The following is a 17840-nucleotide window of genomic DNA, read 5'->3' on the forward strand; positions in this document are numbered from 1 at the left end:
CTTCACTTTTCCGCCCCATTGCTCAGATTTTACCATTCCATACACCTGATATTCCAAGCTGACATTCTCATCTGACATTTCTAACTGGCTTGTTTATCTGGTATGTCTAACTGTCATGTTTATCTGGCATTTCACCGTGCACTTCTTATCCCGGCGTTGGGGATATGGGCAGGTGGGAGAAAAATACGTAGTGGGTGGGAGAGCGGGGGAGGGGAAGGGGAATGCATCTACAGGGGTTTAGAAGGACTTAGGCCCTGGGAATCTGCGTTAAGGGGAAAGCCACACAGTTGTTTGAGCGCAGCGAGTTTGGGCGGCTTTTCCCTTGTATTTAGCAGATTGCCGGGGTCTTAGACCTTCTTAACCCCGCAGCCGTATTCCCCTTCCCCTCCCCCGCTCTCCCACGGACGCGACCCCTCCCCCCTCGCACAAATCCCCCATCCCACATTCCCAGTAATAATCATTTTCCTCCAGGAATACTATTAAAATAAAGCCAACCAGGCGGCGTCGCTTATGAAGCAATGGATTTTTTTGATAACACTGACAATATCACTGGTCTGCACACAGATGAATGCGGCGGCAGACAGTTGGACTTCGGTACCTGCGACAAAAGAGGTACGGGAAGATGGGGATTTCCTGAAGCTGTATGCCCAGTCTGCTGTCCTTATGGATGGGGATACAGGCAGAATATTGTATGGGAAGGGACAGGATATTATCCGGCCCATGGCCAGTACCACGAAAATTATGACCTGCATCCTGGCTTTGGAGAACGGAAGGGGGGAGGATGCGGTGAAGGCGTCTTCCAATGCCGCTTCCCAGCCCAAGGTGCACCTGGGGGTGCGGGAAGGAGAGGAGTACAGGCTGGAGGACCTGCTGTATGCCCTGATGCTGGAATCCTATAATGACGCGGCTGTGATGATAGCAGAGCATATAGGAGGCAGCGTGGAAGGGTTCGCGGCAATGATGAATGAAAAGGCTGCCGGACTGGGCTGCGGGGATACCTATTTTATTACGCCCAATGGGCTGGATGGGGTCAAGACGGATGAACAGGGAAAGGAACATATCCATTCCACCACAGCCTCTGATTTGGCCAGGATTATGCGGTACTGTGTGACAGAGTCCCCTGCAAAGGATGAATTTTTAAAGATAACACAGACACAGAACCACTACTTTACGGATATGGCAGGGAAACGCTCCTTTAACTGTTATAATCACAATGCATTTTTGACTATGATGGAAGGAGTACTGTCCGGGAAAACGGGATTTACAGGGGGCGCCGGGTATTCTTATGTGGGAGCCATGGAGAATCAGGGAAGGACCTATGTGATTGCCCTTCTGGGCTGCGGCTGGCCGCCTCACAAGACGTATAAATGGTCGGATGCGAGAAAGCTCTACACCTATGGGCTGGAGCATTTTAAGATGAAGGATGTATTTCAGGAGGAAACCTTTGCCAGGGTTCCTGTTTCAGGGGGACTGTGCTGGAAGGAAGGGGAAGGAGCCATTGACCAGGTGGAGCTGTCCATGATGCTGAATCCGGATGATATGCACCTGACACTGCTGATGGGAGAGGGGGAGGAAGCGCGGGTGGTAAAGAAGGTTCCTTCTATATTAATGGCTCCGGTCAGGGAAGGACAGCAGGTGGGGACCGTGGACTATTACCTGGGTGAGGTGCTGGTAAAAAGGTTCCCTGTTTATGCCATGCAGGGAGTGGAGAAGATGAATCTGAGGCGGGCTGCGGACCGTGTGCTGGATCTGTTTCTGGTGAGGTGAGAAGGGGGAGCCGGCCCTTTGGTTAGGGCGCCGGGAAGGGGATTTTAGAGGGCTTTGGCCGGAATATGCCAGGATTTGCCACATTATTTAATCTTTTCTTACAAATCTTTGTATTATGTGAAGTTTCCGCCGTTCTTGTTGACATATGAACGCTTTTGTCATTATAATAGGATTAATGTCATAAAATAGAAATTCATACGAATTATGGATATGAATGAAGATACAGGAGATTTTTACATAATGAAGGGAAAAAAGTTAAAAAGGGGCCTGGCGCTTGTGCTGGGACTGATGCTGGCCGCTGAGGTTCCGGCATCTGTGGCAACGCCTTTTCAAATGTTTGATTCCTATGCATATACAGGGGCGGCCACGGTTAAGGCCACCTCTTTGAATGTACGAAGCGGAGCCGGAACCGGCTATTCATCAGTGGGCAGGCTGGCGGCGGGAGCGGCAGTTACCGTTATCGGGGAACAGCGCGGAACAGACGGCAATACATGGTATCAGATTCAATACACAGGAACGGGCGGAGCCGTGAATACCGGCTATGTCTCATCCGTCTATATCAGGCTTCCGGTGGCCTATACCAAGGATTCTGATTTTGAAGCATATCTTACCTCACAGGGATTTCCGGAGAGCTACAAGAACGGGCTCAGGCAGCTTCATGCCCAATATCCGAATTGGGTATTCAAAGCCAAGAACACAGGCCTGGACTGGAATACGGTCATTGAAAATGAGTCTGTGCTGGGGCGCAACCTTGTGGCCACAGGCAGTGTTTCCTCCTGGAAGTCCGTTGCCAACGGGGCTTACAACTGGGACAACAGCACATGGACCGGATTCGACGGCAGTAACTGGGTGGCTGCTTCCGAGGATATTATACGGTATTACATGGACCCCAGAAACTTTTTGGATGAGACGTATGTGTTCCAGTTCCTCAACCATGAATATGATGCGAATACCCAGACAAAGGAGGGATTAAACAGCCTCATATCCGGCTCCTTCCTGTCTGGGACAACGAATTCCACAGGGACAGGGGGAAGCGATTTCTCCAGCGGACCAGGATCTTCGACAGGAGGTTCCGGTTCAGGCGGTCCCGGCTCCTCAGGCAGCTCCTCCGGTTCTTCTTCCGGTTCCTCCAGGGGGCCCGGGCGCAGCAGCACCTATGAAGATACACAGCATGGACCGGGGGTTTCCGGCAGTTCTAACGGCTCCGGGGCAGCAGCGGTCTCTCCGGGAGGCAGTTCCTCCGGCGGGTCCTCCGGGGGCAGCAGCCCTTCAGGCAGCGGGGAAGTGAGCCTGGAGTCCCCCCATGCATCCATTGAGCCCAGGGAGCGCAATGTGGTGTCTACCAGTGTAAGCCTGGTGGCTCCGGGACAGGACGGATCCGGCAGCAGCAATGGCCCTGTGTCTTCGGGACAGAGCGGCAGTTCCTCGGGCCCGGTGGCTTCACCCGGATCGGATCAGGTGGTGGACCAGACCGGCACGTCGCCGGGAGGCGGCTCCACAGGTGCAGCTGCTCCTTATGCGGATATTATTATGGCCGCGGCCAGCCAGTCAGGGGTAAGCCCTTATGTGCTGGCAGCCATGATTCTCCAGGAGCAGGGCAATAATGGTACAAGCCCTCTTATTTCCGGTTCCTATTCCGGGTATGAGGGATACTATAACTTCTTTAACGTGGAGGCATACCAGTCCGGCGCAATGTCTGCCATTGAGATGGGGCTCAGGTTTGCGTCCCAGTCCGGTTCCTACGGACGTCCCTGGAACACGGTGGAGAAGGCAATCCGTGGCGGAGCCCAGAATTATGGGGATAATTATGTGAAAGCCGGGCAGAATACATTTTATCTGAAGAAATTCAATGTCCAGGGTTCCAACCTTTACAAGCACCAATATATGAGCAATATCCAGGGAGCTGCCTCAGAGGCGGCCAAGCTGTCCCAGGCTTACACGGCTGATTTGAAAAAGACAGCCCTGGAATTCCATATCCCTGTATTTAACAACATGCCTGAGCAGCCCTGCGTGGCGCCTACCGGAGACGGAAGCCCCAACAACAAGCTGTCCGGTCTCGGGGTGGACGGATTTAATCTGACGCCAAGCTTTAACAGGGATACCCAGGAATATAATCTGATTGTGGATTCTTCCGTGTCAAATATTACAGTCAGCGCATATGCATCGGATTCCAATGCGCGTGTGGACGGCGCGGGCAATGTCTCACTGCAGAACGGCGGAAATGATATCTCCATTGCTGTGACGGCCAAGAACGGAAGCGTCAGGACCTATACCATCCATGTGGTGAAGCAGGACGGCGGACCCACCCAGGGCAGCGGAGGATCGCCTGTATACGGAGGCGGCAGCAGTTCCGGCGGTATAGTCAGTCCGGACGGCAGTTCCGGTGGCAGTTCGGGAGGCAGTTCCGGCAGCAGCGGTCCGGGCGGTTCAGGCGGACCGGGCAGTCCTTCCGGAAGCGGCAGCGGACCAGGCGGAAGCAATGTGACCATTGTAGAGGTGCAGTCCTGATAAAGGGAAGACATTATAATCAGAAAGTGGGAAATGATAATGATTAGACGTATGAGACATGCGGCTGCAGTTCTGGCAATGGCGTGTATGATGACAGTCATGATGCCGGCTCAGATGATAACAGCCTTTGCAGCAAATGCAAGAATCGCCTTTTCCGATCCATCGGCAACTGTGGGCGGCAAGATCAAGGTGAATATGAAGATAACCAGCAGCGATAACCTGGCCAACGCGGATGTGATGCTGTCCTATGATTCCAACATATTGGAATTTGTGGACGGTACCAATGCGGACGGAGGGGCAGGAGCTGTCCGGGTCCATGGGGATGCGGGCACGCCCAATACGGGTACCCTTGTATTTACCCTTAATTTCAATGCCATAGCAGCCGGGACCAGCAAGATTGAGGTCACCAGCCAGGAGATTTATGATTCCAACTCACAGATTGTGACGGTTAACCAGCAGGGAAATTCCACTGTAACGGTCAGCGCCCTCCAGTCAGCTTCCAAGGATGCGACCCTTAAATCCCTCCAGATTTCACCAGGAAGCCTGACGCCGGCCTTTTCACCGGATGTGGACACCTATGCGGTGACGGTTGGTACAGATGTGGATAAGGTGATTGTCAGCGCGGATTGCACGGATGAGAATGCCACCAAGGTGGTCAGCGGAAACGAAGGCCTCCAGATGGGCGAAAACCGTGTGACATGCCGTGTGACAGCCCAGGATGGCGAGACCATCAAGGAATATGTTATCGTGGTGACCAAGGCAGAGGGCGGCGCCAGTGCGGCGGATGCCGATGCTTCTTCCCAGGTAAGGATGCGGATTGCCGAGCGCGTTATCACCATTCTTCCGCCTGATCCTGAGGTCAAAGTTCCGGAGGGATTCAAGGAGAGCACCATTAATATCGACGGCCACAAGGTACAGGGCTGGGTATGGGGCTCTGAGGCAGAGCATCAGTACTGTGTTGTGTACGGTATGAATGAGGCCGGAGAAAAGGGCTTCTACCGGTATGACATGAAGGACGATGAGAGGACCATCCAGCGTTACTTTGAGGATCCGGCCATCAGCGGTTCCGTGACAAAGGAAGTGTACGATGAGCTGGCCCTTACATACGACAAGATTTACGATGATTACAGTCTCCTTAAGATACTGCTGATTGTGACCATTGTCATTGCAATCATTCTGCTGGTCATCCTTCTGGTGGTGGTATTTACCAGGGGATCCGGGAAAAAGGGCGGCAGCCGGGATGAACTGGGTGACAAGAAGGACGGTCCGCGGGGCAGCCGGGGCAGAAACAGCAGGAAGGAAAAGGCAGAGGAGCCTGAGCTTTTGGAGAATTCAGAGGATTATCAGGAATATGCCGGTGAGGATGAATACCAGGACTCTGATGAATACGATGAATCCCGGGAGTATGAGGATGATTCTGTCTACGATGACGATGAGGACTACAGAGACCTTCCGGAGGAGGATTATCCGGTGGGCGAAGAGGACGGGGACATCTATGATGAGGAAGAAGATGTCTATGAGCAGGAGGAAGAGCCTCAGGTGGAGACTCCGGTAAAGAAGCCGGTGAAGCCTGCAAGGCCGGTCCAGGCCCCGGCTCATGCGCCGGCCCGGACACCAGCTCATGCGCCGGTTCAGAATCCGGAGCGTACACCGGCCCAGGCCCCGGCATCCAGGCAGAAGCCTCCTGTGACGCAGGAACAGCTGTCTGCCAGAAGAGAAGCAGAGCAGGTGCCTGCAAAACCGGACGGACAGGATGATGATTTTGAGATTTTTGATTTGTAATTAATATATTTGTAGTTAAGTATATTTGTAATTAGGTATAATAGAATTAACAGACCATAAAGGCAGCAGCTATCCGGGATATTCCCGCGGCTGCTGCCTTTTGTGTGCTGCCCTGGCCGTACGCGCCTTCACCGGCCCAGACAATCCTTAATGATAAAAATTTATTATCAGACCATCACAATATATAATTATACTTTATTTTTTGGGGTTGTTATAATAATAACATAAGCCTTTTAATATAGAGTATATATAAAGGATAAAAGAATAAAGGAGGAGGCATTTCATGGGATACAGAATGGATTTGAAGGATGCCGACAGGATGTTTGCAAAGCTTCAGGAAGAGTATGAGATATGGGCGCCAAAACGTTTTGTGGGTAAGGGCAGGTATTCCGACACAGACCTGATTAAGTACGCCAGGGTGGACCGGGCGGAGGAAATCGAGTACAGGGAAAAATCGGATTTTCCGGCCAAGGAGGTATTAAGTCCCATTACCCAGTCTCTGTTCTATTTCACAGAGGATGAATTCATTGAAAGCAAGGCCGGTTCCAAGAAGCTGCTTATATTCATGCGGCCCTGCGATATCCACGCACAGCATCACCAGGAAAAGATCTACCTGACCAACGGCGGCTATGAGGATATATATTATAAACGCATGAACGAGAAGGTAAAGATCGTGATGATGGAGTGCGGCGAGGGCTGGGATACCTGTTTCTGTGCCAGCATGGGAACCAACAAAACCGATGATTATTCCATGGCAGTCCGTTTCGGGGAAGACGGGCTGGAGTTCCAGGTAAAGGACCATGCATTTGCCTCCTATTTCGAGGGCATGGAGGAATGTCCCTTTGAACCGCAGTTTGTGGAAAAAAATGAGCTGACCCTTACCGTGCCGGAGATTCCGGATAAGGAGGTTCTGACAAAGCTTAAAGAACATCCCATGTGGAGGCAGTTTGACGGCCGGTGCATCTCCTGCGGCGCCTGTACCGTGGCGTGCAGCACCTGTACCTGTTTTACCACAACGGATATCATATACAATGAGAACCGCAATGTAGGAGAGCGCAAGAGGACTTCCGCCTCCTGCCAGGTAAAGGACTTCACCGACATGGCAGGCGGCATGAGCTTCAGAAACAGGGCCGGGGACAGGATGCGCTACAAGGTGCTCCACAAATTCCACGATTACAAAGCCAGGTTTAAGGACTACCATATGTGTGTGGGCTGCGGACGTTGCATGGACCGGTGTCCTGAGTACATATCCATTGTGGCTACAGTGAACAAGATGGCAGACGCTATCGAGGAAATAAAAGCCGGTAAGCAGGCATAGGAGAGGGGATGCAGTCATGAATAATATAGTGAAGCCAGTGGCATGTAAGATACGCGAGGTAAGGCGGGAGAGCCTTCATGAATATACATTCAGGGTGGAGACAGACATCCGTCCGTCCCACGGACAGTTCCTGCAGCTTTCCATTCCAAAGGTAGGGGAAGCGCCCATATCCGTCAGCTCCTTCGGGGATGGCTGGATGGATTTCACCATCCGTTCCGTGGGAAAGGTGACGGACGAGATATTTGAGAAGCAGCCGGGTGACATTCTTTTCTTAAGGGGAGCCTACGGCAAGGGATGGCCGGTGGAGCAGTTTCAGGGCAAACACATGGTGGTCATTACCGGAGGCACCGGGCTTGCGCCGGTGAAGAGCATGCTGAACATGTTCTGGGAGCAGGAGGATTTTGTGAAGAGCGTGCACCTGATCAGCGGATTTAAGAATGAGGACGGAATCATTTTCAAACATGACCTGGACCGCTGGAAGGAGAAGTTTACCACCATCTATGCCCTGGATACAGACCGCAAGGATGGCTGGGAGACGGGTTTTGTCACAGAGTTCGTGTCACGGATACCTTTTAAGGATTTTGGAGAAGACTACAGCGTCGTGGTGGTTGGACCGCCGCCTATGATGAAGTTTACCGGCCTGGAAGTGCTTAAGCAGGGGGTGCCGGAAGAAAAGATATGGATGTCCTTTGAGCGCAAGATGTCATGTGCCGTGGGAAAATGCGGACACTGCCGCATTGATGAGGTGTATGTCTGTCTGGACGGGCCTGTGTTCAATTATACCCAGGCCAAGTATCTGGTTGATTAAGAGAGGGGTGGCGAAGGAATGAATCATGATATTGATATAAAAAAGGTAAGAATCAACTGTTTCAGACAGTCCAAGGTGGCAGGGGAATTCATGCTGCAGATGCGTGTGCCGGGAGCTATGATTGAGGCAAAACACTTAAAGCTGGTGCAGGACCTCTGCGAGCGCTTCGGAAACGGCACCTTCCATCTGGGCACCAGGCAGACCTTTGACATACCCGGTGTAAAGTATGAGAACATAGAGGAAGTAAATAAGTACATCAAGTCATATATCCATGATGTGGATGTGGAGATGTGCGGCGTGGACATGGATGTGACGGATTACGGCTACCCTACCATCGGCGCCAGGAATATCATGTCCTGTATCGGAAACGCCCACTGCATCAAGGGCAATGCCAATACATACGAGCTGGCCAGAAAGATTGAGCGCCTGATATTCCCATCCCATTACCATATTAAAGTGGCTGTGGCCGGATGTCCCAATGACTGCGTTAAGGCCAATTTCAACGACTTCGGCATCATGGGCATCAACAAGCAGGTTTATGACATTGACCGCTGTATTGGCTGCGGTTCCTGCGTGGACGCCTGCAAGCACCATGCAACAGGCGTGCTGAGCCTGAACCAGAACGGCAAGATTGACAAGGACGCCTGCTGCTGCGTCGGCTGCGGCGAGTGTTCCCTGATTTGTCCCACCGGAGCATGGACCAGGGGCGATAAGAAGCTGTACCGCGTAACCCTGGGAGGGCGTACGGGCAAGCAGAATCCAAGGGCAGGCAAGCTGTTCCTTAACTGGGTTACGGAGGATGTGATTCTGGGTATGTTTGCCAACTGGCAGAAATTTTCCGCCTGGGCCCTGGATTACAAGCCGGAGTATCTCCACGGCGGCCACCTTATTGACCGTGTGGGATATAAGGAATTCGTAAAACATATCTTTGAAGGGGTGGAGTTCAATCCTGAGGCAAAGATGGCGGATGATATATTCTGGGCCGAGAATGAGCAGCGGGGGAACATGCATGTGATGCCGCTGTCTGAGCATAAGCACGCAGGCCCCCAGGAACCGGCGAAAAAGAAGGCATAGGGGATTTGGGATTATCAACAGCAACGAGGAAATTCAAACAGCGGGGGGTGTGAATACATGCCCTGCTGTTTTTCTGCCGTTTTTGCGCAAAGATTGGCGGCTCCGTGATATTTTAGGGATAGAAAGGGATACTATACAAAGTAAGTACAGACAGCGCGGAAGAATATGCGGACAGCCGGAAATTATTAGTGTACACTAATTTATACAGTGACATTTTGGGGAAAATGTAGTATACTTCTAAGCGAAATAAATTGACGGATATTTAACATATTATGGACGAAAGGAAGAATGAATATGTACTGTGTAAAGCGCATCAATGATGATTTGTTCTGGGTTGGCGGTACAGACCGGAGGCTGGCCTTATTCGAAAACGCCTATCCTATTCCGCGGGGGGTTTCCTATAATGCTTACCTGCTGCTGGATGAGAAGACTGTGTTGTTTGACACGGTGGACAGGGCAATCACGGAGCAGTTTTTTGAGAACATAGACGCGCTGTTAAAGGGACGTGCCTTAGATTACGTGGTGGTGAACCACATGGAGCCGGACCACTGCGCCACCCTTGGGGAGATTGTGCTGCGGTATCCGGGAGTACAGGTTGTGTGCAACCCTAAAACGATTCCGATTATCAAACAGTTTTATAATTTTGATATTGATTCCAGGGCCATTGTGGTCAAGGAAAATGATACCCTTTGCACCGGACGTCATACATTTACCTTCCTCATGGCACCCATGGTGCACTGGCCGGAGGTTATGGTGACCTATGATACCACGGACAAGACCCTGTTCTCCGCAGATGCCTTCGGCACCTTCGGGGCCATGAACGGCAACCTGTTTGCGGATGAGGTCAACTTTGAGAGAGACTGGCTGGATGATGCCAGACGTTATTATACCAATATCGTGGGCAAGTACGGACCATCTGTGCAGACCCTGTTAAAGAAGGCGTCCGGCCTGGATATCCGTACCCTGTGCCCGCTTCACGGCCCGGTATGGCGTAAAGATATTAGCTGGTACGTGGACAAGTATCTGACCTGGAGCAGCTATGAACCGGAGGAAAAGGCGGTTATGATTGCCTACGGCTCCATTTATGGAAATACAGAGAATGCAGCCAATATCCTGGCCTGCAAGCTGGCGGAGAGGGGAATCAGGAACATTGCGATGTATGACGCTTCCTCCACCCATCCTTCCACCATTATCTCGGAGGCATTCCGCTGCAGCCACCTGGTGTTTGCATCTGCCACCTATAACGGAGGCATCTTTAGCAGCATGGAGCATGTGCTTATGGATTTGAAGGCCCATAACCTGCAGAACAGGACGGTGGCCCTGATGGAAAACGGATCCTGGGGCGTGCTGTCAGGCAAGCAGATGAAGGAAATCATCGGCACCATGAAGAATATGACGGTTCTGGAACAGATGGTGACTGTAAAATCCTCCCTTAAGGAATCCCAGATGGAAGAACTGGATGCCATGGCCGATGCCATTGTAAACTCCATGAAATAGCAGTACCCAATCAGGGACAATCGTGATTTATAACGGTTTGCCGGATGGCTTTGTTTGAGCCATCCGGTGTTTTATTGTGATTTATTGTACTTTTTGTGTATTTTTGGTTGTGAATATTGCATTTTTTTGTGAAATTTAGTAGTATAGAACATACATCCCGTAATTTAGAGCATTGAAATATGGGATGCTCAGGAAAATACAAATGATGCGAGAGGATATGATGACATGGGGATTATGAGACTGATTGAGGGGATAAGGGCGGGGAAGGCAGTCAGTGTGTTTTCCGGAAACCAGGAATATTTATTTTCTGCCGGTAAACCGGGCCCTGCCTGTCCGGATGGTTTTTGGGAAATTAGCGTCAGATGCAGGCCGGAGGCAGTCTCTGACCGAACCGGGCCGGGTAATGGTCCCTTTTTATTTTTCGACAGCAGAACCAACCGGTTTCTGGATTTTACCGGGGGTCTTCTGGAGGCACTGTTTCCCATGTCCTCTGAACATATCTATGATATGGCTGTCCTTGAACAGGAAGTGAACCTGAGGGTGAACCGGTATATTACTCACAATCTGATATATAAGATACAGGAAGGTGCGGCAAAATACGGGCGGGAGGAGTTTGATGAAGGAGAGATACGGGAGCAGGCATATGTATGCTATATGACCGGGGCCTGGGGCCACCTCCATGTGCCGGCCCGGGCTTTTGACATGGAACAGTTCTGCCGTATGGACGGGCGCCGCTCCAGGACAGGAGAAGGGCCGTTTGTGGAAGCGTATGCCCGTCTCATAATGCTTCATTTAAGTGAACAGTTTCCATCCGGCGAAGTGGCCAGAAGCTTTCTGGAGGATATATGCAGAAAAGATACGGGCCGCCAGCGCAACTACGATGTCATCTGCCGTGAATATGCAAAGGACAGCTTTGTGGAGCAGGAGCTGGAACATCTGATGCGGGAGGCAACTGACAGCATGAAGCGGGCCAAGAGCCTGTGCCAGCTCTTAAAGGCGAAATGCAGTGTGAAGCCGCAGGTGGAGCTGGACCAGGAGATACTGGCGGTTTCCCTTGCTTCAGACTGCCCCGGCCCTGTTATAGGAAGGAAGCGGGATCTGTATTACTCCTGACGGCAACCGTACGGCATGCCTGCCAGGAGGTGCAGGACGCATTTCAGGGACGCGCCTGCAAAGGGGGCCGGCCGTTGACGGACCAGGGACAGGATGGTACAATATGGATAGCTATAAGGAATGACAGGAGGACAGGAATCATGATTAGAAGAAAAGACGAGATGGAGCCCGTGACCAGGCATGAGCTGCAGAAGGGGATGGGGGATGTGACCTTCCACACCTTCATGACAAAGGAGGAGGCCTATGGTTCGGGCAGGACCTTTGCTCGTGTTGTGTTTGAGCCGGGTACATCCATTGGGATACATGAGCATCATGGGGAGTTTGAAGGGTATTATATTCTGAAAGGGCAGGCCCTGGTAACAGATAACGGTGTGGAAACCGTGCTGAATCCCGGAGATTACCACATGTGCAAGGACGGGGACAGCCACGGCATTGGCTGTTACGGGGATGAAACCATGGAAATCATTGCCCTTATTATCAATGTTCCGGCATAAGAGATGCCGGAGGAGAGATTTTGCCCGGGACATTGGACGGGGCTGTCTGCTTTGGAAGGATTGTTTGAATCTGGTTTCTGGCAGACAGCTCTGTATTTTTGACTGAAACATGTATTTTAATACATGGAAAAACTGTAGTATAATGAATAATATGTTGTATTTTTAAAATCACTGTAGTAAAATAATATTTGATTATGGGTTTTCAGACCCATGCTTGCGCATCATCTCGGCCAGACAGCGTATGACGGGGAGAAGTTCCAGGGCTTCCTTTTCGCTCAGGCTGTGGAGCTCCCAGAACAGCTGCTGTTTACTGTCGCCCATGGACTCGGTTTCAGGGTAAAAGATACGGTCGGCGGGAATTCTCAAAGTGGTTACCAGAGGATAAAGCACCTCGAATTTGGGGTTTCCGCGGAAATTTTCTATATTAATAATGGTACGGACATCTATACCCAGCTTCTCTGCCAGGGAAGCCTGGGACATTCCCTGTTCTTCGCGGGCTTTTCGGATGACCGTACCTAAAGTTTTAACGTAGTCATGCATTGTGATTCACCTCAATACTAGTGTACACTACACTTCTTATATTATGAATCACTATGCAATACATATAAAATATGAATTGAGATACACTAAACTCCTGGATGGAATGCCGGGAGGGGGAAAGGAAGTTTTGCATGGGTGAAGGGACAGAAGACAGAATGCAGGTGTACATAAAACATGTGGTACTGGAACCGGGGCTTGAAATGGAGTATGCACAGCCGCTTCTGACATTATTTGACGAACTGCTGGCCTGGGACCTGGCATCAGGGGACAGCCGCATTATATTTTACACAGAGGGCAGGAGCCGTCTGCGGGAGAACCGGACAGAGCAGGAATTTCAGGCATTTGCCTGGAGCCATGTACATCCCCGGGAGTGCAGGCAGTTCCAGGCGTTTTTCAGCGCCGTGCACATGAAAGAACTTTACGGGAGCAAACATCCTGAGAAGCTGGTTTACCGCCAAAGGACGGCAGAGGGAGGCTATGTGTGGGTGGAGGTGGTGGCCATAACAGCCGGCGGCGGAGGTACAATGCTGTGTTATGTCCGCGATATGGGAAAGGAAGAACAGAAGCGGTATATACAGGAGCAGATTATTGATCAATATGTGTATAAAAAATGCGATTTCTTCCTGTGTTTGGATGGAGACACGGGTTACTATGAAATCCTGCAGAAAAATGACAGCCGTATTCAGGGACAGATGCCTCATTCGGGGAATTATGAGCAGGAGCTGGAGGAATGTATCAGGAAGTATGTGGTGTCTGAGGACAGGGACCTGCTTCTGGAGAAGGCATCTATGAACAATGTCCTGGATGTGTTGGAGCGTGAAGGCGAGCTGATGGTATCCTATGGTGAGAAGGGGACGGACGGCCGGTATGCCCGTAAATTGCTTCGCTATGTATACTTTGACAGACAGGAGCAAAAAATTCTCCTTATGCGCCAGGATATTACGGCAGAGTACCTGGAGCAGCGCAGGCAGAAGAAGCGCCTCAGCGACGCCCTCCTTCATGCAAGGATTGATTCCCTTACAGGTTTGTATAACCGCCAGGCAGTAAATGCCAAGATCAATGGAATCCTTAGGGGGGCCGCAGTGATGCCCCCTTCTGTGCTGCTTTTTATTGATTTGGATAATTTTAAGACAGTGAACGATACTCTTGGCCACCGGTATGGGGATAAGGTGCTGTGCTCTGTGGCAGAGTGCTTCCGCCAGGTCCTCCGTACTTCCGACATAATCGGAAGGGTGGGAGGCGACGAGTTCGTGGCTTTTCTCTCAGGAGTCACATCACTTGATGAGGCAAGGGAGTGCGCCGGACGTCTGTGCCAGGCGGTGAGCCGCATACCGGATTTAGACCTGAAAGGCTGCGGGCTGTCCTGCAGCATCGGAGGGGCTGTGTGCCCAAGGGACGGAAGGGATTACGATTCTCTTCTCATGAAAGCGGATATAGCTGTCTATGAAGCCAAGCGCCGGGGAAAGAATCAGTTCGCCTTTTACGAGCCCGGAATGAGGCCTCATTCCGAGCCCTGACCTGTGCGGGCGTGTCTAGCCCACCACCTCAATGTGATAGGTTTTCAGCCAGAAGTTGACCTGGAGGAGATAGGCCAGCATCTGAGGGCCGGCCATGAGCTGGCCGTACCATGGTTTTCCGTAGTCAGAGGGGCTGGTGAGGAAGCGGGCCAGTTTTTTCCGGTCCAGGAAGTCCATTACCGGGGAGTGGCTGTCGTCCATCATTTCCCTTACACGGTCCACAAGCAGTTTTTCATAGGCGGTATCATAGGTTTTAGGATAGGGGGACTTTTTCCGGAACAGTATTTCATCCGGGAGAAGTCCTTTTCCTGACTGGCGGAGCAGGTTCTTTACCAGTCCGTCCCTTGTTTTCATGTCCCAGGGCACGTTCCAGACGTATTCCATGATTCGGTGGTCCGCAAAGGGAACCCTTGCCTCCAGCCCGGAGTACATGCTGGTGCGGTCCATGCGGTTGAGAAGGGTCTGCATGAACCAGCGCAGGTTTAACCAGGCGATTTCCCGGCGCCTTGCTTCCTCCGGGGAATCCTCTTCCAGGACAGGGGTCTCTGCCACGGAGCGCTCATAGGTGTCCAGCACATACCGGTCCATGTCCAGATACTCTAAGAAGCTGTCATCCAACAGGGCCTTTCTGGGGGCCAGGTCCATGGTCCACGGGAAGGTATGGGCTTCAAAACATTCCTTTTTATGGAACCATGGGTAGCCGCCGAATATTTCGTCGGCGCATTCCCCGGTCAGGGCCACCTTGTTGTGTTCCTTGACCATGGAGCAGAACTGGAGCATGGAGGAGTCGATATCCCCCATGGCCGGCAGATCATGGGCCAGGACAGAATCAAACAGACGGTCAGCCTGGGTCAGGTTTCCGCACTCCAGGTAATGATGGTCGGAATCCAGGAATTTTACCATCTGGTCCACATAGGGGCGGTCCTGGGAGGGCTGGAAGGAGTTGGCCCGGAAGAACTTATCGTTGTCCACAAAGTCAAAGGAGAAGGTGGTCAGGCGCTTTCCCTGCTTTTTCAGTTCCTTTGCGCAGATGGCAGACACCAGGCTGGAATCCACGCCCCCCGAGAGGAAGGTACAGATGGGCACATCTGAAACCATCTGCCTGCGCACGGAATCCTCCACCAGAAATGATGTTTTCTCAATGGTTCGTTCATAGCTGTCCTCATGGGGACGGCTGACCAGCTTCCAATAACTCTGCTGGCGGATTCCATCAGGGGTACATATGAGGTAATGGCCCGGAAGCAGTTCCTCCATGTCCTTTAGGACGCCGCAGCCATAGGTCCTGGCAGGCCCGACGGAGAACACTTCATTCAGTCCCCTGAGGTCTAACTGCGCCTTGACGCCGGGATAGGCCAGGATTCCTTTGAGCTCGGAAGAAAAAATGAGTTCCTCGCCTCTTATTGTATAGAACAGAGGTTTTACCCCGGCCCGGTCCCGGAACAGGCACAGACGGTTTAAGGCCGTGTCCATGATGGCAAAGGCAAAGATACCGTTCAGGCGTTTTACAAAGTCAGGGCCGTATTCCATATAGCCTGCCAGTATGACCTCCGTGTCGCTGGAGGTCTGGAAGGAATATCCCGCGGCCATAAGCTCCTGGCGCAGTTCATCGGTATTGTACAGTTCCCCGTTGTAGACAATGGCAAAGGTCTGTCCGGAGCCTGATTTCACCATGGGCTGGTGGCCTCCGGCCAGATCTATGATGGACAGGCGGGCATGGGACAGGCCGCCGTGTTCCGAGAGCCACCGTCCGGCGTCATCGGGGCCACGGTGGCGTAAGCGTTCTGCCATGGCCTGCAGGACAGATTCATAGTGTTCTTTCTCTTTCAGGTAATGGTCATGAGGGTTATAAAAACCGGCAATTCCGCACATAATTTATTCCTCCTGTCATGATGTGGAAATGTGTTTGGTGTTAAAGCATAAAGCATGCCAGGGCAAAGGTACAGGCAAAGCCGATACAGACCGGTATCAGGTTTTTCCTGGCCAGTTCCAGCGGGCTTACATTGCAGATGGCGGCAACCGGGATGAGTCCCCACGGCACGATGGTGCCGCCGCCCACGAAGATAGCCGCAATCTGGCCCAGGGCCGCCATGACCGGAACAGACGAGCCGGTGGCGGTTCCAAAGGTTCTGGCCAGGGCGCCGGTCAGGGGAAGGCCTGAAAAACCGGAACCGTCCAGACCTGTCAGTCCGCCGACCACCATCTGTATAAAGGCCGCCATATATTTATTAAGGGGGGCATTCTGCGCCAGCCACAGGGCCCAGTCATTCATGATGCCACGGTTAAACCGTTCCCCCATGATGGAGGTGATTCCATCCCCTCCTAAAAAGAAAAAGGCACCGATTATAATAACCGGAGCAAAGATGCGGATGGCAAAGAGAAAACCTTCAGTGACATAGCCCGTGACCTTTTCCAGGGACTGTTTTCCAAAGCCCAGCAAAGCGCCCAGGCAGGTGATAAGGAGAGCGGTGCCGGAGACCATGCTGGTGGCATCCCCGCCCTTCAGGCCGCACAGGAGCATGAGAATAATATCTCCTGCAAAGGCAATCGGGGTAAAGACAGCCAGGAACAGGGCGGCCTTCTTATGTCCCTGGGGCCTGGAGGGTTCTGCCTGTATGGAGAGCCTGGGGCCCCTGGCATCCAGCTGGCTCCTGTTTAACACATATGCGCTGAGGACGGTGACAATGCCCATCATCCAGAATAAAGGCCATGCCTGCCGGAGAATAGAGGATGTGTCAAGGCCTGCTGCGCCTGCTGAGATAGCGGGAGCGCCCTGAATTACCACATCGTAGCTCAGCGCAAAGCCGTGTCCGAACAGGTTCATGGCCATGGCTGCGGCTAAGGGATTCAGGCCTGCCTTTACAGCAAAGGGCAGCATGATGGCACCCACCAGTGCAACAGAGGGACTGGGCCACAGGAACAGGGAAAACAGGAACATGGTAAGCCCCAGGATCCACCAGGTCAGGGAAGGTGTTTTCATAATGCCGGCCATGGGAACCATCATCAGATAGTCGCTTCCCAGGTCCTTCAGGCATTTGGAAAGGGAGGTGACCAGGGCAATGGTTGCCAGCACCTCCATGAATTCCCTGCCTGCGTAGAGAACAGCGGAAAATACGGTTATGATGCCGCCGGTAACAGATTTAAGGCCGATGAGGCCCAGGATAAACAGGAAGGCGATGCAGACGGCAGGCGTATCCTTTTTGAGGACCATCACTGCCAGGATAACAATGACGCCTATGAGATAAGCGTAGTGGAGCGGAGTCAGCACTACTGCGGATTCTATCATAATAAGTCACTCCTGTATTTATGGAATATAATCTATGATATGGGGAAATGCTCTCCTCCGTGAAAAGGAAATCAGGAAATTAGGGGTTGATTTTATGGCCAGGTGCTGGTATGCTAGATAAGGATTAAATTTTAAAATG

Annotated in this window: 13 protein-coding genes; 10 read left to right on the plus strand and 3 right to left on the minus strand. The window is 52.0% G+C overall.

What is annotated here, in order from left to right; all coding sequences use genetic code 11:
• The first annotated feature begins 510 nt into the window (after window positions 1–510).
• From CGC65_RS12240 to CGC65_RS12280, 9 genes are all read left to right on the plus strand, one after another.
• Window positions 511–1767 (plus strand): D-alanyl-D-alanine carboxypeptidase family protein, encoded by a 1257-nt coding sequence (locus CGC65_RS12240; protein ID WP_002567164.1) that lies wholly within the window; start codon window positions 511–513, stop codon window positions 1765–1767.
• A gap of 240 nt (window positions 1768–2007) precedes the next feature.
• Entirely contained in the window at window positions 2008–4275 is a 2268-nt protein-coding gene (locus CGC65_RS12245; RefSeq protein ID WP_002567165.1) for an SH3 domain-containing protein, read from the plus strand.
• 39 nt (window positions 4276–4314) lie between these two features.
• Window positions 4315–6057: a cadherin-like beta sandwich domain-containing protein gene (locus CGC65_RS12250; protein ID WP_002567166.1), complete on the plus strand. Its 1743-nt coding sequence runs from the start codon at window positions 4315–4317 to the stop codon at window positions 6055–6057.
• 283 nt (window positions 6058–6340) lie between these two features.
• Window positions 6341–7375, plus strand: a complete 1035-nt coding sequence (gene asrA, locus CGC65_RS12255) for an anaerobic sulfite reductase subunit AsrA (RefSeq protein ID WP_002567167.1) — start codon at window positions 6341–6343, stop codon at window positions 7373–7375.
• A gap of 16 nt (window positions 7376–7391) precedes the next feature.
• Window positions 7392–8183, plus strand: coding sequence for an anaerobic sulfite reductase subunit AsrB (asrB, locus tag CGC65_RS12260; RefSeq protein WP_002567168.1), 792 nt, complete (start codon window positions 7392–7394; stop codon window positions 8181–8183).
• Window positions 8184–8201: 18 nt separating this feature from the next.
• A complete protein-coding gene (asrC, locus tag CGC65_RS12265) occupies window positions 8202–9257 on the plus strand; it encodes a sulfite reductase subunit C (protein ID WP_002567169.1) in 1056 nt (351 codons plus the stop codon).
• A gap of 294 nt (window positions 9258–9551) precedes the next feature.
• The gene (locus CGC65_RS12270) at window positions 9552–10754 is read left to right on the plus strand and encodes an FprA family A-type flavoprotein (RefSeq protein WP_002567170.1); all 1203 of its coding nucleotides are present in this window, start codon (window positions 9552–9554) and stop codon (window positions 10752–10754) included.
• 225 nt (window positions 10755–10979) lie between these two features.
• Entirely contained in the window at window positions 10980–11867 is an 888-nt protein-coding gene (locus tag CGC65_RS12275) for a hypothetical protein (protein WP_002567171.1), read from the plus strand.
• A gap of 140 nt (window positions 11868–12007) precedes the next feature.
• The gene (locus CGC65_RS12280) at window positions 12008–12361 is read left to right on the plus strand and encodes a cupin domain-containing protein (protein ID WP_002567172.1); all 354 of its coding nucleotides are present in this window, start codon (window positions 12008–12010) and stop codon (window positions 12359–12361) included.
• 192 nt (window positions 12362–12553) lie between these two features.
• On the opposite strand, the gene CGC65_RS12285 is transcribed toward CGC65_RS12280, so the two are convergent.
• Window positions 12554–12901 carry a helix-turn-helix transcriptional regulator gene (locus CGC65_RS12285; protein WP_002567173.1) on the minus strand — a complete coding sequence of 116 codons (348 nt, stop codon included), beginning with the start codon at window positions 12899–12901 and terminating at the stop codon, window positions 12554–12556.
• Window positions 12902–13032: 131 nt separating this feature from the next.
• Here CGC65_RS12285 and CGC65_RS12290 point away from each other — a divergent pair, with 131 nt between their 5' ends.
• A complete protein-coding gene (locus CGC65_RS12290; RefSeq protein WP_002567174.1) occupies window positions 13033–14418 on the plus strand; it encodes a GGDEF domain-containing protein in 1386 nt (461 codons plus the stop codon).
• Window positions 14419–14433: 15 nt separating this feature from the next.
• Here the strand turns inward: CGC65_RS12290 and asnB are convergent, their stop codons facing one another.
• Together asnB and CGC65_RS12300 are read right to left on the minus strand one after the other, a co-directional pair.
• The gene (gene asnB, locus CGC65_RS12295; RefSeq protein ID WP_002567175.1) at window positions 14434–16287 is read right to left on the minus strand and encodes an asparagine synthase (glutamine-hydrolyzing); all 1854 of its coding nucleotides are present in this window, start codon (window positions 16285–16287) and stop codon (window positions 14434–14436) included.
• A 40-nt stretch (window positions 16288–16327) separates the two neighbouring features.
• Window positions 16328–17701 (minus strand): hypothetical protein, encoded by a 1374-nt coding sequence (locus tag CGC65_RS12300; RefSeq protein WP_002567176.1) that lies wholly within the window; start codon window positions 17699–17701, stop codon window positions 16328–16330.
• Window positions 17702–17840 lie beyond the last annotated feature (139 nt).

This window comes from Enterocloster bolteae (genome assembly GCF_002234575.2).
Taxonomy (GTDB): domain Bacteria; phylum Bacillota; class Clostridia; order Lachnospirales; family Lachnospiraceae; genus Enterocloster; species Enterocloster bolteae.

Excerpts from the sequence above, each read along its gene's own strand:
- CGC65_RS12240 (WP_002567164.1), top strand. The coding sequence starts at position 511 with ATGAAGCAATGGATTTTTTTGATAACACTGACAATATCACTGGTCTGC.
- CGC65_RS12245 (WP_002567165.1), top strand. The coding sequence starts at position 2,008 with ATGAAGGGAAAAAAGTTAAAAAGGGGCCTGGCGCTTGTGCTGGGACTG.
- CGC65_RS12250 (WP_002567166.1), top strand. The coding sequence starts at position 4,315 with ATGATTAGACGTATGAGACATGCGGCTGCAGTTCTGGCAATGGCGTGT.
- asrA (WP_002567167.1), top strand. The coding sequence starts at position 6,341 with ATGGGATACAGAATGGATTTGAAGGATGCCGACAGGATGTTTGCAAAG.
- asrB (WP_002567168.1), top strand. The coding sequence starts at position 7,392 with ATGAATAATATAGTGAAGCCAGTGGCATGTAAGATACGCGAGGTAAGG.
- asrC (WP_002567169.1), top strand. The coding sequence starts at position 8,202 with ATGAATCATGATATTGATATAAAAAAGGTAAGAATCAACTGTTTCAGA.
- CGC65_RS12270 (WP_002567170.1), top strand. The coding sequence starts at position 9,552 with ATGTACTGTGTAAAGCGCATCAATGATGATTTGTTCTGGGTTGGCGGT.
- CGC65_RS12275 (WP_002567171.1), top strand. The coding sequence starts at position 10,980 with ATGGGGATTATGAGACTGATTGAGGGGATAAGGGCGGGGAAGGCAGTC.
- CGC65_RS12280 (WP_002567172.1), top strand. The coding sequence starts at position 12,008 with ATGATTAGAAGAAAAGACGAGATGGAGCCCGTGACCAGGCATGAGCTG.
- CGC65_RS12285 (WP_002567173.1), bottom strand. The coding sequence starts at position 12,901 with ATGCATGACTACGTTAAAACTTTAGGTACGGTCATCCGAAAAGCCCGC.
- CGC65_RS12290 (WP_002567174.1), top strand. The coding sequence starts at position 13,033 with ATGGGTGAAGGGACAGAAGACAGAATGCAGGTGTACATAAAACATGTG.
- asnB (WP_002567175.1), bottom strand. The coding sequence starts at position 16,287 with ATGTGCGGAATTGCCGGTTTTTATAACCCTCATGACCATTACCTGAAA.
- CGC65_RS12300 (WP_002567176.1), bottom strand. The coding sequence starts at position 17,701 with ATGATAGAATCCGCAGTAGTGCTGACTCCGCTCCACTACGCTTATCTC.